Below are 22,213 nucleotides of genomic sequence, written 5' to 3'. Positions count from 1 at the left end.
ACATCATAATCAAAAAACAACAGACATGCAACCTTTATTCAAACTTATATTTAAACTAGCATTTTTCTTAGCCACCATTATTGCGTCGGCTCAAGATATCTCAGGAACTTGGAAAGGTTCTTTAAGTATTCCAGGTATGGAACTTCCAATAGCATTCAATATTTCTGAAGCTGATGGAACATATACAACAACCTTAGACAGTCCGAACCAAAATGCTTTTGGAATTCCCATTGATAAAACTACGTTTCAGGATAACAAGTTGACAATTACACAAAGTCAAATGGGAATAGAATACACGGCAACTTTAGTAGAAGGTACTTTTAAAGGAACCTTTAGGCAATCAGGTCAAGAACTACCATTACAATTAGTAAAAGGTGAAAAAGAGAAGAAAAAAGTACGACCTCAAGAACCTAAAAAGCCATTTCCATATGCAGCAGAAGATGTAACTTTTGAAAATGCAAAAGCAGGAAACATCAAGTTAGCAGGAACATTAACAGTACCAAAAGATGTAAAGAATCCGCCTGTAGTAATTCTTATCAGTGGTTCTGGACCACAAAATCGTGATGAAGAGTTACTAGGGCACAAACCTTTCTTGGTATTAGCAGATCATTTAACAAGACAAGGAATTGCAGTATTGCGTTTTGACGATAGAGGAACAGCGCAATCTGAAGGAAACTTTTCAGAAGCAACTTCATTTGACTTTGCAACAGATGTAGAAGCTGCAATGGCATACTTGCAAACACGAAAAGATGTTGTAGATGCAAACAAAATTGGCTTAGTTGGACATAGTGAAGGTGGATTAATAGCACCAATTATAGCGGCTAGAAACAAAAATGTAGCATTTTGTGTATTACTAGCGGGACCTGGAGTTGGTGGAAAAGAAGTACTGCTAACACAAGGGAAAAAAGCAGCAGAATTAGAAGATTATCCAGCAATTGATATTGAAAACTCTCAAAAAGCATCAGCAAAAGTATTTGATATTGCAGCAAACTATAAAGGAGACGAATCAAAAGAAGAAATCCTAGCTATATTTCAAGAGTTAAAAACAAAAATGACAAATGAAAAAGCAAAAGCCGAATTCACAGATCAGGCAATGAATCAACAAGTAGAAATGATTACTTCTCCATGGATGCGTGCATTTTTAGGATACGATCCGCAAACATCTTTACGCAAAGTAAATTGCCCAGTATTAGCAATAAACGGTGAAAAAGATTTTCAAGTATTGCCAAAATTAAACCTAGATGCTATCGAAAAAGGATTAAAACATAACAAAGACGTTACCATCAAAGAATTTAAGAACCTAAACCACCTATTTCAAACCTCAAAAACAGGAGCGTTAAGTGAATATTCAGAAATTGAAGAAACATTTGCTCCTGTTGCTTTAAACTTTGTTTCAGAGTGGATTAACGCACGATTCTAATCATCAATCAATAATTAATGCACTTTTTCAACACTGAGAAAGTGCATTTTCAATAGTTTTGACTACAATTCAACTCAAATGGCAGTTTCAAAAAAAGTAAACACAATAATTTTCTGGATTTTACAATTTGTAGGCTGGGGATTTTTAACCTTTGCCAACGTATGGTCTAAAGCTTTTGTCGTTCCAGAAGAAAAAAGTAAAGCCAGTTATTTTATTGTAGAAGGACTTGTATTTATCATATTAGGAATTGGCTTAACTACGCTGTTAAGAAACTACTTAAAACGCATAAAATTCATTGAACATCAAACAAAAAGTAATTATCTAAAAACCATCATTGCTTTTTTTGTTACCTCATTTTTATTTTCCTTTCTGCTAATAGTCATTTCGAGTAATGCATTTACGTATATCAATGAAAAACCTTCAGATTTTTCAATGTTGGTATTTATTTCCACAACTGTAAATATTACTATTTTTATCTTCTTTTGGATTGTTATTTACGTTGCTGTCAAATCTGTAGCGCGCAATCAACGAAACAAAATAGATCGTTTAAAGTTGGAAGCTTCCTTAAAAGAATCGCAACTAAATACCTTAAAAGGACAGCTCAATCCGCATTTTATGTTTAACAGTTTAAACAATATTCGTGGATTAATGCTAGAAGATGTTAACAAAGCAAGAGACATGCTTACGCGACTCTCGGAAATGTTGCGTTACTCGCTCAATATGAATAAAGTAGATGCAATACAAATAGCGCAAGAACTTGAAATTGTAGACAATTACATAGAACTTTCAAAAATACAATTAGAAGATCGTCTGCACTACGAGCAAGAAGTTGATGCTTCTTTGTTACAAATCAAAATTCCACCAATGGTGTTACAAATGTTGATTGAAAACGCTATAAAACATGGAATATCAACTCAAAAAGATGGTGGGAAAATCAAATTAATTATCACAGATAATACACAAGAAATCATCTTGCAAGTAAACAATACAGGTTATTTAAAAACAAACACAGATTCTACAAGAATAGGTTTGGATAACATCAAAAAACGATTGGAATTACTCTATGGAAATGAAGCAGATTTTATACTAAAAGAAGTGAATAATGAAGTGCAAGCCATCATTAAAATACCTGTAAAATAAGAATGGAAAATATCACTGCAATTATCGTAGAAGATTCTCGCTTAGCGCGGAATGAACTCAAGGAACTCTTAAAAAAGCATCCACAAATTGAATTAGTGGCTGAAGCTGAAAATGTAGACAAAGCCTATGAACTCATTAACAAAACACAGCCACAAATATTATTTTTAGATATCAATATGCCTGAAAAAAATGGCTTTGAGTTGCTAGAAATGCTAGACAATGTTCCGTTGACGATCTTTACAACTGCATATGACGAATACGCTATTAAATCTTTTGAATACAATGCGTTTGATTACTTGCTAAAACCTATCAATCAAGATCGTTTTTCTAAAACCATAGAAAAAGTAATTGCAACCATAGAAAAAGAAACAACCGACGAAAAACCTTTTGATGTACACCGTCAAATATTCATTAAAGAAGGAGAAAATTGTTGGCTCATCAGAATCTCAGAGATTGCCGTATTTGAAATCGTTGGAAACTATACAAGAGTCTATTTTGAAAACAACAAACCTTTAATTTACAAATCGCTCAACCAAATAGAAGCAAAACTACCAGAAGAAACTTTTTTCAGAGCAAATAGACAGCAAATTATCAATTTAAATCATGTAGATAAAGTAATTCCTTGGTTCAATGGAAAACTAAAAATTACCATCAAAAATTCTTCCCAAGAAATAGAAATTTCGCGCAGACAATCGTATAAATTTAAAGAATTATTAGGGTTTTAAAATGAACAAAAGATAAAGAGCCTGACTTTTGCCAGACTCTATCTTTTTATAGCATAATTTTTACGCTACAGGTCCGTCTGATGAACTAGATGGCTCTTGACACCAAAAAGAATCAGGACAATATCCTAAAGATTCACAATCCTTAGCCAATGTGTTATCAGGACAATCCTTTACATCAGCAGTTAAATTTGCGCGACCACCTATAACATCGTGGAATTTCAAGTTTGAAATTGATCTTTTGTTAAGGCTTAACGATTTTAAACTTCTTTTTTTCATAATGATAAGTTTTTGTGATTATACCTATCAGTTACGAACGTAAGTTTTTGTTACCCAGATTTATATAAAAGTAAATGTTTGTGTAGAAACTAACTACGATGTGTTTTTCTAGAAGAACTTGTTAACTCGTTAATTCCTTTCAGTTCTTCTTCAGTTAAATGACGCCATTTCCCAACAGGAACATCCAAAGAAACATTCATAATACGTGTGCGTTTTAGTTTTACAACTCTATAATCCAAATACTCACACATTCTACGAATTTGACGATTCAGTCCTTGTGTCAAGATGATCTTAAAAGTATACTTTGTTAACTGTTCTACTTTGCACTTACGCGTTAAAGTTCCTAAAATTGGAATACCATTGCCCATTTTCTGGATAAAATCACCTGTAATTGGACGATTTACCGTTACTTCATATTCTTTCTCATGATTGTTTCGTGCGCGCAGAATTTTATTTACAATATCACCATCGCTTGTCAAGAAAATTAAACCTTCACTAGGTTTGTCTAAGCGTCCAATTGGGAAAATACGTGAAGGATAATTAATATAATCAATAATATTATCTTTTTCCACTCTCGTATCCGTTGTGCATACAATTCCAATTGGCTTATTGAAAGCTAAATACACAGGTTTTTCCTTCGGATCAGAAATTAATTCGCCATCCACACGTACTTCGTCACCAGGCGCAATTTTGGTTCCCATGGCAGGAACAACGCCATTAATAGTAACGCGTCGTTGTTCAATCAATTTATCAGCAGCTCTGCGCGAACAGTAGCCAGCTTCACTTAAAAACTTATTGATTCTTGTTAATTGTGGTTCGCTCATTTAAAATCCTTTCAAAATGCAAAGCTAAGGAAAATAAAGATGTCTAACTCGAAATTGAACTCTGTCTGATAAATTGTTTCAAATCTTTCAAATCGCCATTAAAATAATCTTCATCTACAGCAGTTCCATCAATAGTTCCGCTTTCGCTGTATTGCCATAAACTCCAATTAGACCATGTACTTGGAATTTTTGGAGAAGAAGCATAACTCGCAACCCAAAGTGGGTATTTTGCAAATCGAGAATCATTTAAATACGCATCTCCTGTACTTTGATTGGTATAAATAATAGGCGTACGTTGGTATTTTTGCTCTAAAAGTTCTAGAAAATCAAGCAAATCACTAATAATTTGTGCGTGATCAGAAGTTTTAATGCTGCCATTCTCAAAATCTACAACAGGCGGCAATGCATCTGAAGGAAAATCGGTTCCAACTACATTGAAAAAATTATCTGCTTGCGATTGTGGCGCATCGTTGGTATAATAAAAATGATACGTTCCTCTAATAAATCCTTTTTGTGGAATTGTTTTCCAGTTATTCACAAAATTTGGATCTTGAATCGTAATTCCTCCGGAAGCTTTACAAATTACAAATGATAAATCAGTATTGTTGGTATCTATAGAATCGATCAAGTTTCCTTGATTATACGAAATATCAATTCCTTTTAAGTATGTAGACATGGCAGTAGTTTTGATTAATAAAAATCAAGGTACCAAAAAATAATACTGTCACAAAAAAAGACGACTTAATCGAGTATAAATACGTATAAATTTCGCCCTTTTCCATGTGCTTTTTCATCTGTAATATAAACAGTATTGTTGTTTTTAAAACAAATTCCTTCTTTCTGAGACTCATGTTCCAAGTCGAATTTTTTCATCTGTCCACCAAAAAAATGATCATTTTTAAAATCAGTAAACTGCCAAATAGCTTCATGCGATAGCAAAACGACTTTCTTTCCGTCAGGACTTATTGCTGCCGAAGTTACCCAACACTTCATTTTATCACAAGTATTAAAAGTACTTATAAATTGTGCTTTATGCTTTCCTTCGGTTGCTGGAATTTTATACAAATCAGTACGTCCGTAGTCTGTTTTTGTACGACTTTTAGTAAACAAATATAAATATCCGTTGTAATGAAAAAATGACTCTATATCAAAATGTCTTTTCTTCTTTTTTGGTGGAAATTTTTTCTGATTCGGAAAAGAAAACTCAATTTTTACAGGAAGAATACTTTTCCCATGTGTTAAATCGTTTGCTGCGAGTTTATAAATTTTCAAATGCTTTCGATCGTTGGCATTATTTCCAAAATCGCCCACATATAAATTCCCTTCTTTGTCTGTGGTTAAATCTTCCCAATCTTTATTTTTTCCTTCAACATAAAGTGTTTTGGTAATCTTTCCTTTAGCATTCACAACATACACTCTTGGATGATTTCCACTATCATTTACCATCCAAAAACTATCAGAATCTGGAATACTTTCAATTCCAGAAACTTCTTCTAAATCACTTGATAACTTTCCAACATATGTGAGTTGTCCATAATTCACAGAACAATTCGAAAAAAAGAATAAAATTACTAAGTATCTTAGGTAGCTAAGTCGCATAAAAATAGGTATTTGGTCAAAAATAGAGTTTTCAAAAGAAAACATGAAACTTTCATGATCAATTAAGAATAGTTTAGGATTTCTTAAATTTTAAATACTAAATGCAGAATTTTAAATTAAAAAGTATTTCTTTACAAAAAATGAAGAAGTCAAATTTAAAATGTAAAACTCAAAATTATAAATGTAAAAGGAGTTTCAATTCAAATTGACAAAAAACAAATTGACGAATTGACAAACCAACAAAAAACGCCCAAATTCGTGTAAATCTAAACAAGAGTAAGCACAAAAACATTCGTGAATTCGTGACAAAAAACACAAGAGTAAGCAAAATCAAATCAACAAAGTAACATGCAAACCATAGATGTTCTTATTATTGGCGGTGGCGCAGCGGGATTTTTCACAGCGATAAATGTTGCTGAAAAACATCCTTCAAAATCCGTTGTTATTCTAGAAAGAGGAAAAGAATTTTTAACGAAAGTTAGAATTTCTGGCGGTGGAAGATGTAATGTAACACATGCTTGTTTTGACCCAAAAGAACTTGTGAATTATTATCCGAGAGGAGAAAAAGAATTACTTGGTCCTTTTCATCAATTTTGTTGTGGTGATACGATGGGTTGGTTTGAAGAACGAGGTGTTGAACTCAAAACAGAAGACGACGGAAGAATATTTCCAGTAAGCGATTCTTCACAAACAATTATTGATTGTTTTTTGCGAGAAGCAAAAAAACACCAAGTTGATTTTAGAAAAAACCATGCAGTCAAAAAAATTACTAAAGTGAACGATTTGTGGAAGGTGGAAACCAATCAAGGAATCTTAGATGCCAAAAAAGTAATTATGACGACAGGAAGTAATCCTAAAATGTGGAGCATGTTACAAACGCTAGGACATACAATTGTTCCTGCGGTTCCATCTTTATTTACATTCAATATCAAAGATCCACGAATCAAAGATTTACTCGGAATCGCTACAGAAGCAAGTGTAAAAGTTGTAGACACGAAACTAGCATCTAATGGACCATTACTCATAACGCATTGGGGAATGAGCGGACCAGGAATTTTAAAGCTTTCAGCTTGGGGTGCGCGAATTTTGGCTGACAAAAATTACAACTTTCAAATTCAAGTCAATTGGCTAGATGAGGTTGATAAGGAAGATTGCTTAGCAAGCATCAAAGATTATAAAATAGAATTGGCAAAAAAAACGGTTCAAAAAAACAATCCGTTTGAATTGCCAAAACGTCTGTGGCAACGCATCATTCAAGCTGCCGGAATAAAAGAAGATATGCGCTGGGCAGATATAAACAAGCAACAAACGGAACAATTGGCAAGTCAGCTTACAGAAGCAATTTTCAATGTAAACGGTAAAAGTACGTTCAAAGAAGAATTTGTGACTGCTGGTGGAATTGACTTAAAAGAAGTAAACTTTAAAACCTTCGAAAGCCGTAAGCAAGAAAACCTATACTTTGCTGGTGAAATCCTCAATATTGATGCCATTACTGGTGGATTCAACTTTCAAAATGCATGGACAGGAAGTTATTTGATTGCTCAGAGTATTGAGTAGTGAAATATTAGATCGCTTTGCTTTTAGATTTCTTTGTACGCTGAACGTTACTTTGAGAAACGAAAAATTATATCGAGAAGCACACTGAAACTCTATTTTTTTTGAATTATACCTTAAACGTTATCATTATGAAAAAGTATGATAAAGTCATCTTTTCTAGTAGTATGGTAATTGTTATTTAAAAGTAATTATCACATTGTTACATTTTCAAATTGACACATTAAAAAACCGTATCTTTGCATAAATTTTTAAAATCGTTCATGGAAATAACTACATTTCTACCGCAAGCATACACTGAAAATATTGACAATGGAACTGTCACTTGGAAATCGCCAAGTAATATTGCACTTATTAAATATTGGGGGAAAAAGGAAGACCAAATTCCGCAAAATCCATCAATCAGTTTTACGTTGGACGCTTGTGCTACAACTACCAAATTGTCATATAAAAAGCATGCTGAAAAAAATGATGATTTTTCTTTTGATTTATTTTTTGAAGGAAAGCAAAAAGACGATTTTAAACCTAAAATCAATACGTTTTTGAAGCGAGTTGAATCATACTTACTATTTTTAAAAGACTATCACTTTACAATTGAAACCTCAAACTCATTTCCACACAGTAGCGGAATTGCTTCTTCTGCTTCAGGAATGAGTGCATTGGCATTGTGTTTAATGAGTTTAGAAAAAGAACTAAATCCAACAATGACAGACGAATTTTTTAATCAAAAAGCGTCATTTTTAGCACGGTTAGGTTCTGGAAGTGCAAGTAGAAGTATAGAAGGTGATTTAATTGTTTGGGGAACGCATGAAGATACGATTGGAAGTTCAGATTTATTCGGCATCAAATATCCATACAAAGTTCATGAAGTTTTCAAAAATTATCATGATACGATCTTATTAGTTGATAAAGGTGAAAAGCAGGTGAGTAGTACGGTTGGACACAATTTAATGCACAATCATCCGTTTGCAGAACAACGTTTTGCGCAAGCACATAAAAACTTGACAAAAATACAATCTGTGTTAGCAGATGGAGATTTAGATGAATTTATCGCAATTGTTGAAAGTGAAGCTTTGACGCTTCATGCGATGATGATGACTTCAATGCCGTATTTTATTTTAATGAAACCTAATACGCTCGAAATCATCAATCGTATCTGGAAATTTCGTCAAGAATCAGGAACGCATATTTGCTTTACTCTGGATGCTGGTGCAAATGTTCATATCCTATATCCTGAAAATGAAAAAGATGAAATATATCCATTCATTCAGGAAGAATTGGTTAAATTTTGCCAAAATGGACATCACATTTGTGATAGAATAGGTTTTGGAGCAAAAAAAGCGTAATTTTACAATAATAAAACAGCCTCAAAAATACGTATACAAATGAAGGGACCACTTTTTTATTCAAAAATTCTACTCTTTGGAGAATACGGAATCATCAAAGATTCTAAAGGATTATCTATTCCTTATAATTTCTACAAAGGCGCATTGAAAATTGACGAAAATCCTTCTCAAGAAGCTATAGCATCTAACAATAGTTTAGTGAAATTTGCAGATCATTTAGCAGCATTAGATGATGACTTAGTAACATTTGACATTGAAATCTTAAAGAATGATTTAGCAAAAGGAATGTACTTTGACTCTTCTATTCCTCAAGGATATGGAGTGGGAAGCTCTGGTGCGTTGGTAGCCTCTATTTACGATAAGTATGCGCATGATAAAATCACGGTTTTAGAAAATCTCACAAGAGAAAAATTACTAAAACTAAAAGCTATTTTTGGAGCAATGGAATCATTTTTCCATGGAAAAAGTTCTGGTTTAGATCCATTAAATAGTTATTTGAGTCTGCCAATCTTAATCAATTCGAAAGATAATATTGAACCGACAGGAATTCCTTCGCAAAATGAAGTTGGAAACGGAGCCGTATTTTTATTAGATAGCGGAATCATTGGAGAAACTGCGCCAATGGTGAATATTTTTATGGAAAATATGAAACAAGAAGGTTTCCGTAAAATGCTGAAAGATCAATTTATCAAACACACAGATTCATGTGTGGAAGATTTCTTAAATGGAGACGTAAAATCATTATTTGGAAACTTAAAATCATTGTCTAAAGTCGTTTTCAATAACTTCAAACCAATGATTCCTCAGCAATTTCATTCACTTTGGAAACAAGGAATTGAAACTAATGATTACTATCTAAAACTTTGTGGTTCTGGCGGCGGCGGATACATTTTAGGATTCACACAAAATATCGAAAAAACAAAAGAAACATTAAAAGATTACAAACTTGAAGTAGTCTACAACTTCTAAAGTTTGAGTCCAAATGTTATCAAGAAAACGCAAGCTATTTTTATACAAACTCTTCAGCTTGTTTTCCGTTGTAAGAGGCTATAATATTCTCATTATCGTAATAGCACAATATTTGGCTGCTAAATATATTTTGGCACCTAAAAAAGGCTTTATGGAGATTGCTTTAGACGGACATTTATTTGCGTTAATTCTCGCTTCTGCAGTTGCCATTGCAGCAGGTTATATCATCAATAATTTCTATGATGCTGAAAAAGATTTAATCAACAGACCTAAAAAATCTATGCTAGATCGCTTGGTGAGTCAACGTACCAAAATAACTACTTATTTTACGCTAAACTTTATCTCGGTTGCTATTGCAAGTTTTGTGTCAGTAAATGCTGTTATTTTCTTCTCTGCTTATATTTTTGGAATTTGGTTTTATTCTCATAAGATGAAAAAGATTCCATTTTTGGGAAATCTTACTTCAGCAATGTTGGCAATTACACCTTTCTTTGCGGTTTTTATCTATTACAGAAACTTAAGTAGTGTTATTTTTGTGCATGCTGCATTTCTATTTCTGTTAATCTTGATTCGTGAATTCATTAAAGACTTAGAGAATATAAAAGGAGATTTAGCTCAAGATTATAAAACGATTCCTATCATATATGGTGAAAAAGTATCTAAAGGCTTCATTGCTTTGGCAGCTACCATAGCAATCTCAGTCACCGTTTTCTTAATTTCTCAATACGATACAGGATATATGCGTTTCTATTTCTACGGAAGTACAGTTTTATTGATACTTTCGGTCATTATCTTGTACAGAGCTACATCAAAATCACAATATTTACTTCTTCACAATATTTTAAAATTTATCATAGTAGCAGGTGTTTTTAGTATTCCATTGTTGAATATTGAAGCAATTTTGAGAAAAATTACAGATGTTTTGTGATAAAAATTTAAAATTGATTCAAATTTGTTAAAGCCAATTTCAAGTATGTTTTTCTTCTTGAAAATTGGTAATTTGTAACAAAAATATAGCTATGTTATCTTCACATGAATTAAAAGTCGCGTTAGCGCAAATTGCTCCAGTTTGGTTAGATAAACCCAGAACATTAGATAAAATTAAACAACAAATTTTAGACGCAAGTCAGGAAAATTGTGAACTCATTGTTTTTGGAGAAGCTCTGTTGCCAGGATATCCTTTTTGGGTTGCCAATACAAATGGCGCAGCATTCAATTCTACGACGCAAAAAGAAATCCACAGACATTATGTGCAAAATTCAATACAAGTTGAAAAAGGAGATTTGGATGAAGTTTGCAATTTAGCTAAAGAACATAATATCGCTATTTATTTAGGTTTAATGGAACGTGCAGAAGATCGCGGCGGACACAGTATTTATTGTTCATTGGCTTACATTAACCAAGATGGAAGTATAGAATCGATGCACAGAAAACTCATGCCAACGTATGAAGAACGATTAACCTGGGCAAGTGGTGATGGAAACGGTCTAAAAGTACATCCATTAAAAGATTTTACTGTTGGCGGATTGAATTGTTGGGAAAATTGGATGCCTTTGCCAAGAGCAGCCTTATACGGAATGGGCGAAAATTTACACATTGCTGTTTGGCCAGGAAGCGAAGTAAATACAAAAGATATTACGCGATTTATAGCGCGTGAATCACGTTCGTATGTAATTTCAGTATCGAGTTTGATGCGAAAAGATGATATTCCGCAGAATGTTCCGCATGTACAAGAAATATTAGAGAATGTTCCTGACGAACTAGCCAATGGCGGATCGTGTATTGCGAGTCCTGATGGCGAATGGTTGATTCCTCCAGTACTTCATAAAGAAGGTTTAATCATTGCAACACTCGACTTTAATCGTGTATTAGAAGAACGACAGAATTTTGATGCTGTTGGTCATTATTCACGTCCAGATGTAACACAATTAACCGTAAATAGAGAACGTCAAAGTACTATTAAATTAAAAGACTAATTATTGAGTTTGCGCTGAGTTTTCTATAATAAAGAAGGATCATTTCTTCTGCAGAATAGTTCTCTATCTGTTTTGAGTTAATTTTGACGTTAGGTGACTTTATTGTAGCTTTAACAAGAACTAAGTATATAGAAATTAAATAGATAAAATACAATGAGAACTCAAAGCTTTTTGATAATTGTAATCTTGGGATTCATAAGTTTTTCATGTTGCGGCTCTAGACAAGCTGCCAGTACAGATACATCAACACAAAGACCGATTACACCAATTATCGAAACAGATGATGATGAAACTGATAATGATGGAATGGACGGTTGGTCAAGTCAACCAGATTCAAATTCATCTAGAATCAAAGTCTCAAATGCGGCTATAATGTTCAATTCATTGCCTAATGGACTTAGCAGAATGGGATATGGAATTGCTGAAAATACAGGAAATTCAATCACTACAACAGTAAGAGGAGATATTCAAATTACTGCTTGGATAGATGGACAAGATGTTATACTTGCCTCTCAAGTACAACAGTATACAGACAATGGATTTGGATTGCGAGAACCTTCTGAATTGGTATCATGTGTAAAAGGAGATGCTACATCGATACCAGATTGCTGGCGTACTATTCTCATCATAGCAAATAGAATTGGAGGTACTAAACAATACCAGTAAAGTCTAATTCTATAGAACAGATACGAATTGTAAATCGTAGTATTTTGTTGAAAAAGTAAAATCAATTGATTTTGAATGAATTACCAATCTAAAGTACAAAAGACGAATAATTGAGTCAAGATTCGGTTATCGTAAATTAAAAAGTATCTTTGCAAAAATTTTATAGCATATACGAATGGCAAAAGAGCGACACGGTAAAAGTAAAGTCAAGGCAGGAAGTAAGAATCATGGAGGAAAAAAGCCTTTTGATAAAAAGAAATCTTCTGGAGAAAAATCTTTTGAAGGCAAGAAGCCTTTTGACGGGAAAAAACCGAATTATAGAAAAAAATCAGCGCCAAGACCAAAATCTTCAAGCAATCCGAATGAGATTCGCTTAAATAAATATATTTCCAATTCAGGTATTTGTTCACGACGTGAAGCAGATATGCACATTTCTATTGGAAGTGTTACTGTAAATGGTAAAGTGGTAACAGAAATGGGTTACAAGGTTCAATTAACGGATGAAGTTCGTTTTGATGGACGTGTCATTAATCCAGAAAAGCCAACATACATTTTATTGAACAAACCTAAAGGATTTTTGGTGACGACTAAAGATGAGAAAGGTCGTAAAACAGTAATGGATTTAGTAGCTAATGCAACGAAAGCTCGTATTGTTCCTGTTGGACGTTTGGAACGTCAAACTACGGGATTATTGTTATTTACAAATGACGGCGAATTAGCAAGAAAGCTGACAGATCCTCACCAAAAAGTACGTAAGATTTTCCATGTTGAATTAGATAGAAATGTGAGCCAGGCAGATTTTAATAAAATCAAAGATGGTATTAACATTAGAGGAGATAGATATGAAGTAGATGAAATTTCTTGGATTCAAGGAGCTTCAAAGCGTGAAGTTGGTATTAAGGTAAGTACGGGAAGCAATGGTTTGGTAAAAGCTATTTTTGAGCATTTATCGTATACAGTAGCTCGTTTAGATCGTGTAGTTTTTGCGGGATTAACGAAGAAGGATTTGCCAAGAAGTCACTGGCGAGATTTAACAGCTCAAGAAGTAATTAATTTGAAAAACTTAAAATAGTTTTTAGAATATAAAAAAATAAGCCTCTCAATTTTGGGAGGTTTTTTTGTTTTTAATAGGATTCACAAATATATTTTTGAATCATGTACGGTGTTATTTTTTTTAACGTCTTGCCAGTTTCAGGATGCAATCCGAAAGAAGAAAAAAACTCTATATTTCCACTTACTGATTTTTGATACCACAGATTTTCACGGCCATTAGGTTTAAAAAAAGCATAATTACAATCAGGTGTTACTTTTCTAAAACTCTGTATTCGTTCGCTCTTATAAACTTTTAAATTAGAAAGTCCGTACTTATCTACATCGAATTTTACTTCTACATATCGATCCTGATTCCAAACCATCCACCGTTGTTTATTAATACTGTACAAACCGAAATAGAGTAGGAAAACCAGAGAACAAAAAATCAGTGTGACTTTATTTTTCTGGATAATTATCTTTAGTTTCTCACTCATACTGGGTTCTTTTCTTATGATATTGTTGTTCAATTCCGCATGCTCTATTGAAACATTTTCGCTTACCTGTTTGGGTACTTCTAATTGACGATTCTTTAATATAAAATCTGCATAACTATTATAACCAAGATAATTGCATAGGCAATTTGCTACAGAACTTTTGAGTTCTACAGTTTCTCCTTTAATAGCCGTATTATATTTATTTCTGAGGCTTTTTTCATGATATTGAAAACGACATTCTTCCATCATATAATCGGAAATCTGTTTAGACAGTCCGGTTATGGACATATTTACTCCGGTAGCTTCTCTTATTTCTTTTTTAGCTTTTTCAAAAGCACTTAATACTAAATTTTTATGCATGACTTGTAGTTTTAGGTTCTCTCTTTCTATTGATAAAGCTGCCTTTGCATTACAGGTAAAAACAAGGGAAATTAATTTCTTCAAACTTTCCCAAACTCTTCCCTAAACTTTCCATTCATTCCTGCAATTCCTCAGTTAATTTGCTTCAGAAATATTTCACAAACTGATGTTATAAATCAACTTGATCTCCTGCATTTATGACTCGGTTTATTCTTGAGATAAGAAGCACTAGGATTACTCCTGGAAGTAGCTAATCGATGTTGCTATTGTCTCTTCACTTCCTAAAAACACAAGAAAACGGCGCCTTTTCTATTTCACTGTGTTGCTGAACATTAATACGCTGAGTATTCCTCGGACGGCAACACGTATGTCCAATTTTTAAACTCTAACAAAATGAAAAAATTCAGTTTAATAATACTTACGGTTTTCCTCAATGGCGCATTATTTTCTTGTACGCCGAACTCAATTGCAGAAGAAGAAATTCAACAAGAACAACAGTTCACAGAAGGTGATGATGGAGAAGTAACACATGAAGAAGATGAAGAAGAAAATCCAAACGGTAATGGGTAAAATAAACACCTTGTAATTATATTTTTACTATTTTAGAAGGATGAAACTACCAATGGTGACATCCTTCTTTTTATTTTTACTTTTGTGTGTGTTATTTTTTGGGTGCGAGCCTGATAATATGCAGAAAAGGAATTCCCAGATAAAGTTTTACGATTCAAAAGCATATGATGCTGCAAAAGCTGGTAAATATGATAGTGCTATATTTTTTACGCGTAAAATGTTGGTAACTGCTAAAAAAGAAAATAATATACAAGAGATAAAAAAAACCTATTTTAAACTCTCTCGTTATTACAATAAATTAGAAAAATACGACTCAGCTATTGTTGCTAATAATAAAGTATTAAGAATATTAGAATCCGAATTTGATACTTTAAGCGTTGCTAAAAGAAGAAATTTAAATGGTACGTACTACAAAAAGATTGATAGCTTCGAAACAGCATATGAAAATTACACAAAATCAAAAGAACTATATTTAATAAAAGGGGATACTATCAACGCAGGAAAAGTATTGTTGAATATAGCAAACCTTCAAAAGCAAAATGGTAATTTTGGAGCAAGCCAATTATCTGCGTTAGATGGTTTAGATTACTTAAAAGATAGTGGACATATACGAAACATAGCTGGACTTTATAATGCTTTATCAGTAGTATCGAAGGAAACAGACAAGTTAAAAGCTGCAGAAGAATATATAAATAAAGCTATAGAATTAGCAAAAGATTCAATATCAATTAGAAAAATTGGAAAGAAAAATATCACAACTTTTAAAAATACAAAAGCTAATATTTTTAAGGAATCTGAACAATACGATAAAGCTATTGAAATCTATAAAGATTTATTAAATGATAAGGGAAATGATATTTTAGAAAACAAGCGAATTAATACTAATTTGGCATATACTTTATTTCTGAAAAATGGATTTAATAAAACTTCAGATTCACTATTGCGAAATTCTCTTTCTTATTTTTACTCCAAGGAAAATTTGTCAGCAATATATTCTGCACAATTAAAATTAGCCGAACTTTACCAAGACAAAGATGTTTTGCAATATTCAAAATATATTGACTTAGCTGCAGAATCAGCAAAAAAATTGGGGAATCTTACTTCTGTCTATGAAGTAATGGAAGTTAAACTTAGAAGTGATTATTCAAGGGAAGATTTTGATAGATATGTTGCATTAGGACGTCAATTAGAAACAAAGGAAGAAGACTTAAATCATTTTTATATATACGAACGATATAATTATGATAAAGCAGAAAAAGCGAAAATTACAGCGCTAAACAAAGCAAGAGAATCCAAGATTAGATTCTTAATTCTTTTACTAACTGTCATCGTTTTACTAGTCCTAATCTTCTTCATCTACCAAAAAATTAAGCGAAGGCATAAAATTGAAAAAGTAAAAACTGTGCATAGTACAGAAGCGCGAATTTCGTCCAAAGTACATGACGAACTCGCAAACGATATTCACAATTTAATGGCACAACTCGAAACTTCAGATCCTGATAAAGATATCGTGTTAGATAAACTTGATACGATTTACAATAACGCGCGTGATATTTCCAAACAAAATAGAAGCGTAGAAACTGGAGAAGCCTTTGTGGATGAACTAAATAATTTGTTTAGAAGTTATCAGTCAGAAGCGGTGAATGTACTATTAAAGCGATATGATGTTTCTATTTGGAACGGAATTTCTTCTCATATAAAAGTGACCATTTATAGAGTGCTTCAAGAATTGCTAACGAACATGAAAAAGCACAGTAATGCAGGTTTGGTAGTAGTTTCTATAGAAAAAGAAAACAAACAATTATTCATTCAATATATAGATAACGGGAAAGGTTTTACAGAAGAAATTTCTAAGAATGGATTGCAAAATGCGGAAAACCGTATTCAAGCAATCCAAGGAAAACTTACTTTTGATACAGAATTACACAAAGGATGTAAGTTTAGTATTAATGTTCCAGTATGATATATAGCCTATGTTTACTAAAGTTTTGATAGCAGAAGATATGGATGACATCAATGCAGGTGTCCTTACTGCTCTTTCCGAATTAAAAATAACCACAATACATCAAGCACAGTATTGCGATGATGCTGATTTGAAAGCAAAAAAAGCGCGCAAAGATAATTTACCATATGAATTATTGATCACCGATTTGTCTTTTGTAAAAGATCATAGACAACAAAATTTGGCGTCTGGAGAAGAACTATTGGTAAAATTGAAAGAAGAACAGCCAAATTTGAAAGTCATCGTGTATTCTGTGGAAGATAAGTTGCAACGTATTCGAAGACTGTTTAATCAGCATGATATAGATGCATATGTTTGTAAAGGTAGACGTAGCTTGCGAGAACTTATCAAAGCAATCAAGATGATTTCGACAGGTGAAAAATTTATTTCTCCTAAAGTTCAAAGTGCCTTAAGTGCCAAGAACGATATGGAAATTGATGATTATGATATTGGTTTACTGAAATTATTATCCAAAGGCATGAGTCAAGATGAAATTGCTACAGACTTGAAAAAGCGAAGTATTTCCCCCAATAGCTTGAGTTCTATAGAAAAACGATTGAGTAAATTGAAAATCTATTTCAAGGCGAATAATGCCATTCATCTCATTGCAAACGCAAAAGATTTAGGACTTATATAAATAAAAAAATCCTCCATTTTAGGAGGATTTTATATGATATGTTTAAGATTTTTTTTGAATTATAAAGTCGCAATATAATCTACTAGTTTTGCAAAATCTTTTTGTTTTTTAAGCTTTAATCTTTCTGATTTGATATACTTTTTAATATCACCTTCTTTTCCAGGAAATAACTTTACAACCTCTTTTTTCTTAGGTTTTACTTCTGTTAATGCTCCTCCATTTTTGGAAATGTAATAGCGATCGTATTGTGTGAATTTTGCAGCTCTGTCTGCTTGGTTTGCTGTTAAAGCCTTCTCATTTGGAGAAAACACACATTTCTTTCTAAGTAATAATTGTACATCATCCTTATCATTCAATACTAAGAAATAAGATTGCTTTTCATATCCTTCTTCATCTTTGTATTTCATTAGTTTTAAAGTCTTATTCTCAAATGTAACTCTCGAATTATCAACTTTCATTAACGCTTCCATTTCTTGTCCATCTTCTGGTAATAATTCAATTTCGTCTGAATACGTATTGAGTCGCATCATTACGTTTCCATACGATTTATCTCCAACAAAAAATTGCGCCAATTTATAGTTTTCATATAAATAAGGACTTCCTTTTACATTTTCCCAATCAATTTCGTACGGATCTTTTTCTTTGGTATTTAAAAACTTTCGAAGCTCGTCATAGATTTGTGAAGTACTTTCAAATTCTCTCGGAGCACCACTCATTTGGGCAAACATTGAACCACAAAAAAGTAATAATAGTGTTATTGGTAACAGTCGTAATGATTTCATAATAAGCTAATAAATTGGTTATGAACATAAAAATACTGAAAAATTGTGAACTTTTTACAGTACATACCAATAATATCATGCTAGAAGTATGCTCAGGAAAGTTTGAGTTTTGAGTTTTTTCTGTACAAAGTGTATATCTCGTAACATAGAAAACCATATACAACAATATACTCTAAGGCAACAAAACTTAGATTTTCAACATAACCTTCATTACCATAGGTCGCATAGCTCAAAATGAACATGAAAGACCAAACAACAGTAAAACGATAGTTTGTAAATACGCTCAAAGCTAATAGAGTTGTAAAGTACCAAGGATGCATTGTTGTTGTCGTAAAAAAGTAAATGGAAAGTCCAAATAGCAAACCTGTTACAGCTTTTTTAAAGCTAGTGTTGTCCCTAAAAAAGCTAATGATCATCACAGAAGTAAATACGACATAAGGCGTAATACGTCCAATATCTTCAATCATATTCCAACCGACAATTTTATAACCGATCCAACGTGCTATATAATAGAAACTCGCGTTGAATTCAAATTTTTGAAAGTATAAACCAATAGTTGCTTTATAGTTTGCAATGAAATCTTCAGAGATGAAAGGAAGAAATAATCCAATCACAATGACAAATACAATGGTATAAAAGACAATCAGCTTTCCAATTCCTTTTTTTAATGTTGTTATTGAGTTTTTACGAAATTGTGTGATTCTAAATTTTGTAAACCATTGAAACAAAATTGGTAAAAAGATAAACGGTAATAATTTTACAGAAACAGATAAAGCTAAAATAATGGCTGCCCATTTCCACGAACCTTTTTGTAGTAAATATAAACTCCACACTAAAAAGAAGATCATCAATCCTTCAAAATGAAGGTTTCCAACCAGTTCTACAATAACCAATGGATTTAAGATAAACAACCAAATATTATGTGTTGATATGCCTAAGTTTTTGAGTAATTTTCTGCCAAAATATAAAGTTCCTATATCTGCTAAAATCAAAATAATACGCAATACAATGACAGCGCCAGTAATACTTTTGGGAGCAATTAATCCTGCAATGACAAAGCATATTTGATTTATCGGTGTATAATTGGTGTAGTTGGAAGCATTTAAACTTCCCATGCCATCAAAAAGTGCTTGCGATTCTTGAATTGGAGCTGTCCCTGAAGCAATCAAGTCTTTTGGTAAGTATAAATATGGATTCCAGCCTTCTAAAAGCATTCTTCCGTCCCAAATAAAGCGATAAAAGTCTTGTGATAGGTTTGGAATGCTTCCGAGAAAGATCAATCGGAATACTACAGCAATTCCGGCTAAAAGAAAAAAGTGTTCCTTTTCCAATCGGATCAATCCAAAAAAACATAAAAAAGCAGTTCCGTATAGTGAAAGTAAAATAGTGACATCAGTTCGTACAAGTGGATATCCTAAGTAATAATATACAAAGGCACTAATCAATACAAGTACGATGGAGAATTTATGATATTTCCCTACGGATGCAATCACACTTTTGATCGAATCGAATTAAAAAATACAAAGGCAAAACCTAAGAATAACATTAAGTGAAACGGAAATAATCCGAAATCATTTAATGGATATGCACTATACATTCCAAATAAGAAATACACCATTAATAAAGCTTCAATGATTGTATTTGCTGAGATTTTCTTTTTGATGTATTTGTTATTCTTCCAAGAATCTTTCAAGTTTTTAATATTGAATTTTGGAGTACGAACAAATTCGCTACGTTTCCCTATATGACCTTCTAAAACTGCTACAGAGTTATGAACTGAAAAGCCCATTGCTACAGAGAAAAAAGTGAAAAACATTTTTATATAATCTATGAAATTGGCAAAACCGCCACCTTGGACACGTTTAAACGGAAACCAGAAACACACAAAAAATATAACAGTACTAATGATGAAAAAACTTGAAACAGTAAAGTAAATTTCTAAATGTCCATATGTATTTTTGATATACAACATCGGAATACTCAATATACCAACAATCAATACATTTAAAAACATAGTACTGTTTAATAAATGTAATATTCCATGAACTTTTGTTTTGAACGATATGTTTTTTGAAAAAATAACGCGTTTTACCATTTTTCGAAAATTCTCGGCTCCACCTTTATTCCAACGGAATTGTTGCGAACGTGCAGCACTAATTACTACAGGTAATTCGGCAGGCGTTTCTACATCTTCTAAATATTTGAATTTCCAGTTTTTTAACTGTGCGCGGTAACTTAAATCTAAATCTTCGGTAAGTGTATCACCTTCCCAGTTTCCAGCATCAATAATGCAGGTTTTTCTCCAAATTCCAGCAGTTCCGTTAAAGTTGATAAAATGTCCTTTGGAGTTTCGTCCAACTTGTTCTAGGGTAAAATGTGCGTCTAGCGCGAATGCCTGAATCTTTGTCAACAATGAATAATCACGGTTAATATGTCCCCAACGTGTTTGGACTACGCCAATTTTATCATCTTTAAAATATGGGATTGTTTGTTTGAGCCAATCTTTCTTTGGAAGGAAATCGGCATCAAAAATAGCAACAAATTCACCTTTAGCATCAATCAATCCTTCTTTCAAAGCACCAGCTTTAAAACCAGTTCTATCTTCACGACGAATGTGTGAAATATCTAAACCTAATTTTTGTAATTCTTTGATTTTTTCTGCAGTAGAAACAACTGATTCATCTGTGGAATCATCTAAAACTTGTATCTCTAGTTTATCTTTTGGATAATCTATCAGTGCAATATTATCTAACAAACGTTCCATGACATACAACTCATTGTATACAGGAAGTTGGATGGTAACATATGGAACTTCGTTTGGATTGTTTAAGTCAAAGCGTGGCGCATTGTCTTGTTTCTTTTTGGCTTTTAAATAATTGATCAATAAGTTCAATTGTGCCAAACTATACATTAAAATCAAAATCAACGCAATACCATAGATGGTCATTACGACAAATGACAACGCTAGTTTAAAAAATTCTGCATCAAACTCCATCTCTACTTAAAACTATATTTAAAAATCCAACCTAAAATTTTTACGCCAGCAAATATAGTACCTTTTACCGTACCAGAAACTTTTGAGATCCCAATTCTCTTTTTATAGCGTACAGGAACTTCTACATATGATAATTTCTGCTTCAATGCTTTAAGTTGCATTTCTACCGTCCAACCATACGTTTTATCTTCCATTTGTAATTGTAAAAGCTTATCGTATTTAATTGCTCTAAAAGGTCCTAAGTCAGTAAATTTTGCTCTAAAAAACAATTTCATTAAAAATGTAGCCAGCCAATTTCCAAATACTTGTTGTGGCGTCATAGAACCATTTTCACGTAACGACTTTACACGTGCACCAATTACAAAATCGATATCATCTTTAATAATAGGTGAAACAATTTTTGTTAATTCTTCAGGATAATCTGAATAGTCACCATCTAAAAACACCAAAATATCTGGTTTTACTTCTTGATTGGCAATATATTCCATGCCTTTCAAACATGCATAACCATAGCCTTTTCGCGGTTCTTTTAATACAGTTGTACCAGCCGCTTTAGCATTTACTTCTGTATTATCTGTAGAATTATTGCTCACGACAATAATTTCAGTTACATCTTTTGGAATTTCCCGAATAACATTTGCAATAGAATCTTCTTCATTGTATGCAGGAATGATGACTTTTATAATCATATGTTCTTTTTTAGCTTATGGCGATCATCGCCTTTGGCTTTGCGTTATTTTAAATTATAAATGTACTTCTAAATTGTAACTAGAATTAAATTCAACATTTAAAATTTAGCATTTATAATTTTCAGTTTCAAGGTTGTTCTCAATGCAATTTTCTTCA

At 32.6% G+C, this 22,213-nt stretch carries 22 protein-coding genes; 13 read left to right on the top strand and 9 right to left on the bottom strand.

Annotated elements, in window-relative coordinates:
• Positions 1-25 precede the first annotated feature (25 nt).
• The 3 genes from ACOQOS_RS11770 to ACOQOS_RS11760 all read left to right on the top strand — a co-directional run bounded on the left by ACOQOS_RS11770 (position 26) and on the right by ACOQOS_RS11760 (position 3,285).
• Positions 26-1,420 (top strand): alpha/beta hydrolase family protein, encoded by a 1,395-nt coding sequence (locus tag ACOQOS_RS11770; protein WP_420570654.1) that lies wholly within the window; start codon positions 26-28, stop codon positions 1,418-1,420.
• A gap of 78 nt (positions 1,421-1,498) precedes the next feature.
• Complete coding sequence (locus ACOQOS_RS11765) at positions 1,499-2,560, top strand: sensor histidine kinase (RefSeq protein ID WP_420570653.1); 1,062 nt, start codon at positions 1,499-1,501, stop codon at positions 2,558-2,560.
• A gap of 2 nt (positions 2,561-2,562) precedes the next feature.
• A complete protein-coding gene (locus ACOQOS_RS11760) occupies positions 2,563-3,285 on the top strand; it encodes a LytR/AlgR family response regulator transcription factor (protein WP_420570652.1) in 723 nt (240 codons plus the stop codon).
• Between the two features lie 60 nt (positions 3,286-3,345).
• Here the strand turns inward: ACOQOS_RS11760 and ACOQOS_RS11755 are convergent, their stop codons facing one another.
• From ACOQOS_RS11755 to ACOQOS_RS11740, 4 genes are all read right to left on the bottom strand, one after another.
• Complete coding sequence (locus ACOQOS_RS11755; RefSeq protein WP_420570651.1) at positions 3,346-3,561, bottom strand: hypothetical protein; 216 nt, start codon at positions 3,559-3,561, stop codon at positions 3,346-3,348.
• An 89-nt stretch (positions 3,562-3,650) separates the two neighbouring features.
• Entirely contained in the window at positions 3,651-4,385 is a 735-nt protein-coding gene (rluF, locus tag ACOQOS_RS11750) for a 23S rRNA pseudouridine(2604) synthase RluF (protein WP_420570650.1), read from the bottom strand.
• Positions 4,386-4,428: 43 nt separating this feature from the next.
• Positions 4,429-5,061 (bottom strand): GH25 family lysozyme, encoded by a 633-nt coding sequence (locus ACOQOS_RS11745; protein ID WP_420570649.1) that lies wholly within the window; start codon positions 5,059-5,061, stop codon positions 4,429-4,431.
• Positions 5,062-5,126: 65 nt separating this feature from the next.
• The gene (locus ACOQOS_RS11740; RefSeq protein WP_420570648.1) at positions 5,127-5,984 is read right to left on the bottom strand and encodes a hypothetical protein; all 858 of its coding nucleotides are present in this window, start codon (positions 5,982-5,984) and stop codon (positions 5,127-5,129) included.
• Between the two features lie 348 nt (positions 5,985-6,332).
• Here ACOQOS_RS11740 and ACOQOS_RS11735 point away from each other — a divergent pair, with 348 nt between their 5' ends.
• The 7 genes from ACOQOS_RS11735 (at position 6,333) to ACOQOS_RS11705 (ending at position 13,567) form a co-directional block, all read left to right on the top strand.
• The gene (locus ACOQOS_RS11735; protein ID WP_420570647.1) at positions 6,333-7,541 is read left to right on the top strand and encodes an NAD(P)/FAD-dependent oxidoreductase; all 1,209 of its coding nucleotides are present in this window, start codon (positions 6,333-6,335) and stop codon (positions 7,539-7,541) included.
• Between the two features lie 260 nt (positions 7,542-7,801).
• Entirely contained in the window at positions 7,802-8,884 is a 1,083-nt protein-coding gene (locus ACOQOS_RS11730; RefSeq protein ID WP_420570646.1) for a diphosphomevalonate/mevalonate 3,5-bisphosphate decarboxylase family protein, read from the top strand.
• A gap of 39 nt (positions 8,885-8,923) precedes the next feature.
• Complete coding sequence (locus tag ACOQOS_RS11725) at positions 8,924-9,853, top strand: mevalonate kinase (protein ID WP_420570645.1); 930 nt, start codon at positions 8,924-8,926, stop codon at positions 9,851-9,853.
• 13 nt (positions 9,854-9,866) lie between these two features.
• Complete coding sequence (locus ACOQOS_RS11720) at positions 9,867-10,781, top strand: geranylgeranylglycerol-phosphate geranylgeranyltransferase (protein ID WP_420570644.1); 915 nt, start codon at positions 9,867-9,869, stop codon at positions 10,779-10,781.
• A gap of 91 nt (positions 10,782-10,872) precedes the next feature.
• Complete coding sequence (locus ACOQOS_RS11715) at positions 10,873-11,829, top strand: carbon-nitrogen hydrolase family protein (RefSeq protein ID WP_420570643.1); 957 nt, start codon at positions 10,873-10,875, stop codon at positions 11,827-11,829.
• A 153-nt stretch (positions 11,830-11,982) separates the two neighbouring features.
• Positions 11,983-12,495 (top strand): hypothetical protein, encoded by a 513-nt coding sequence (locus ACOQOS_RS11710; protein WP_420570642.1) that lies wholly within the window; start codon positions 11,983-11,985, stop codon positions 12,493-12,495.
• Between the two features lie 175 nt (positions 12,496-12,670).
• Positions 12,671-13,567, top strand: a complete 897-nt coding sequence (locus ACOQOS_RS11705; RefSeq protein ID WP_420570641.1) for a pseudouridine synthase — start codon at positions 12,671-12,673, stop codon at positions 13,565-13,567.
• A 52-nt stretch (positions 13,568-13,619) separates the two neighbouring features.
• Here ACOQOS_RS11705 and ACOQOS_RS11700 read toward each other — a convergent pair whose 3' ends face one another.
• On the bottom strand, positions 13,620-14,381 hold the full coding sequence (locus ACOQOS_RS11700; RefSeq protein WP_420570640.1) for a hypothetical protein: 762 nt from the start codon (positions 14,379-14,381) through the stop codon (positions 13,620-13,622).
• A gap of 393 nt (positions 14,382-14,774) precedes the next feature.
• Here ACOQOS_RS11700 and ACOQOS_RS11695 point away from each other — a divergent pair, with 393 nt between their 5' ends.
• The 3 genes from ACOQOS_RS11695 (at position 14,775) to ACOQOS_RS11685 (ending at position 17,590) form a co-directional block, all read left to right on the top strand.
• Complete coding sequence (locus ACOQOS_RS11695; protein WP_420570639.1) at positions 14,775-14,951, top strand: hypothetical protein; 177 nt, start codon at positions 14,775-14,777, stop codon at positions 14,949-14,951.
• A gap of 118 nt (positions 14,952-15,069) precedes the next feature.
• Positions 15,070-16,914 (top strand): ATP-binding protein, encoded by a 1,845-nt coding sequence (locus ACOQOS_RS11690; RefSeq protein WP_420570638.1) that lies wholly within the window; start codon positions 15,070-15,072, stop codon positions 16,912-16,914.
• 10 nt (positions 16,915-16,924) lie between these two features.
• On the top strand, positions 16,925-17,590 hold the full coding sequence (locus ACOQOS_RS11685) for a response regulator (protein WP_420570637.1): 666 nt from the start codon (positions 16,925-16,927) through the stop codon (positions 17,588-17,590).
• Between the two features lie 59 nt (positions 17,591-17,649).
• Here ACOQOS_RS11685 and ACOQOS_RS11680 read toward each other — a convergent pair whose 3' ends face one another.
• From ACOQOS_RS11680 to ACOQOS_RS11665, 4 genes are all read right to left on the bottom strand, one after another.
• Positions 17,650-18,372, bottom strand: coding sequence for a hypothetical protein (locus ACOQOS_RS11680; RefSeq protein WP_420570636.1), 723 nt, complete (start codon positions 18,370-18,372; stop codon positions 17,650-17,652).
• A gap of 92 nt (positions 18,373-18,464) precedes the next feature.
• Positions 18,465-19,865: a mannosyltransferase gene (locus ACOQOS_RS11675; protein WP_420570635.1), complete on the bottom strand. Its 1,401-nt coding sequence runs from the start codon at positions 19,863-19,865 to the stop codon at positions 18,465-18,467.
• A complete protein-coding gene (locus ACOQOS_RS11670; RefSeq protein ID WP_420570634.1) occupies positions 19,862-21,367 on the bottom strand; it encodes a cellulose synthase family protein in 1,506 nt (501 codons plus the stop codon). Before ACOQOS_RS11670 ends, ACOQOS_RS11675 begins: the two co-directional genes overlap by 4 nt.
• A gap of 2 nt (positions 21,368-21,369) precedes the next feature.
• A complete protein-coding gene (locus ACOQOS_RS11665) occupies positions 21,370-22,056 on the bottom strand; it encodes a glycosyltransferase family 2 protein (RefSeq protein WP_420570633.1) in 687 nt (228 codons plus the stop codon).
• Between the last annotated feature and the right edge of the window lie 157 nt (positions 22,057-22,213).

It is taken from the genome of Kordia sp. (genome assembly GCF_965224175.1).
Taxonomy (GTDB): domain Bacteria; phylum Bacteroidota; class Bacteroidia; order Flavobacteriales; family Flavobacteriaceae; genus Kordia.
Note: the sequence above shows the minus strand (reverse complement) of the source record. Positions and strands in the feature narration are given on the sequence as shown.

Bases quoted from the DNA above. Each gene is read 5' to 3' on its own strand.
- ACOQOS_RS11700 (WP_420570640.1), bottom strand. From the start codon at position 14,381: ATGCATAAAAATTTAGTATTAAGTGCTTTTGAAAAAGCTAAAAAAGAA.
- ACOQOS_RS11745 (WP_420570649.1), bottom strand. From the start codon at position 5,061: ATGTCTACATACTTAAAAGGAATTGATATTTCGTATAATCAAGGAAAC.
- ACOQOS_RS11765 (WP_420570653.1), top strand. From the start codon at position 1,499: ATGGCAGTTTCAAAAAAAGTAAACACAATAATTTTCTGGATTTTACAA.
- ACOQOS_RS11705 (WP_420570641.1), top strand. From the start codon at position 12,671: ATGGCAAAAGAGCGACACGGTAAAAGTAAAGTCAAGGCAGGAAGTAAG.
- ACOQOS_RS11695 (WP_420570639.1), top strand. From the start codon at position 14,775: ATGAAAAAATTCAGTTTAATAATACTTACGGTTTTCCTCAATGGCGCA.
- ACOQOS_RS11720 (WP_420570644.1), top strand. From the start codon at position 9,867: ATGTTATCAAGAAAACGCAAGCTATTTTTATACAAACTCTTCAGCTTG.
- ACOQOS_RS11770 (WP_420570654.1), top strand. From the start codon at position 26: ATGCAACCTTTATTCAAACTTATATTTAAACTAGCATTTTTCTTAGCC.
- ACOQOS_RS11670 (WP_420570634.1), bottom strand. From the start codon at position 21,367: ATGGAGTTTGATGCAGAATTTTTTAAACTAGCGTTGTCATTTGTCGTA.
- ACOQOS_RS11755 (WP_420570651.1), bottom strand. From the start codon at position 3,561: ATGAAAAAAAGAAGTTTAAAATCGTTAAGCCTTAACAAAAGATCAATT.
- ACOQOS_RS11690 (WP_420570638.1), top strand. From the start codon at position 15,070: ATGCAGAAAAGGAATTCCCAGATAAAGTTTTACGATTCAAAAGCATAT.
- ACOQOS_RS11730 (WP_420570646.1), top strand. From the start codon at position 7,802: ATGGAAATAACTACATTTCTACCGCAAGCATACACTGAAAATATTGAC.
- ACOQOS_RS11685 (WP_420570637.1), top strand. From the start codon at position 16,925: ATGTTTACTAAAGTTTTGATAGCAGAAGATATGGATGACATCAATGCA.
- ACOQOS_RS11725 (WP_420570645.1), top strand. From the start codon at position 8,924: ATGAAGGGACCACTTTTTTATTCAAAAATTCTACTCTTTGGAGAATAC.
- ACOQOS_RS11680 (WP_420570636.1), bottom strand. From the start codon at position 18,372: ATGAAATCATTACGACTGTTACCAATAACACTATTATTACTTTTTTGT.
- ACOQOS_RS11715 (WP_420570643.1), top strand. From the start codon at position 10,873: ATGTTATCTTCACATGAATTAAAAGTCGCGTTAGCGCAAATTGCTCCA.
- ACOQOS_RS11735 (WP_420570647.1), top strand. From the start codon at position 6,333: ATGCAAACCATAGATGTTCTTATTATTGGCGGTGGCGCAGCGGGATTT.
- ACOQOS_RS11710 (WP_420570642.1), top strand. From the start codon at position 11,983: ATGAGAACTCAAAGCTTTTTGATAATTGTAATCTTGGGATTCATAAGT.
- ACOQOS_RS11760 (WP_420570652.1), top strand. From the start codon at position 2,563: ATGGAAAATATCACTGCAATTATCGTAGAAGATTCTCGCTTAGCGCGG.
- ACOQOS_RS11665 (WP_420570633.1), bottom strand. From the start codon at position 22,056: ATGATTATAAAAGTCATCATTCCTGCATACAATGAAGAAGATTCTATT.
- rluF (WP_420570650.1), bottom strand. From the start codon at position 4,385: ATGAGCGAACCACAATTAACAAGAATCAATAAGTTTTTAAGTGAAGCT.
- ACOQOS_RS11740 (WP_420570648.1), bottom strand. From the start codon at position 5,984: ATGCGACTTAGCTACCTAAGATACTTAGTAATTTTATTCTTTTTTTCG.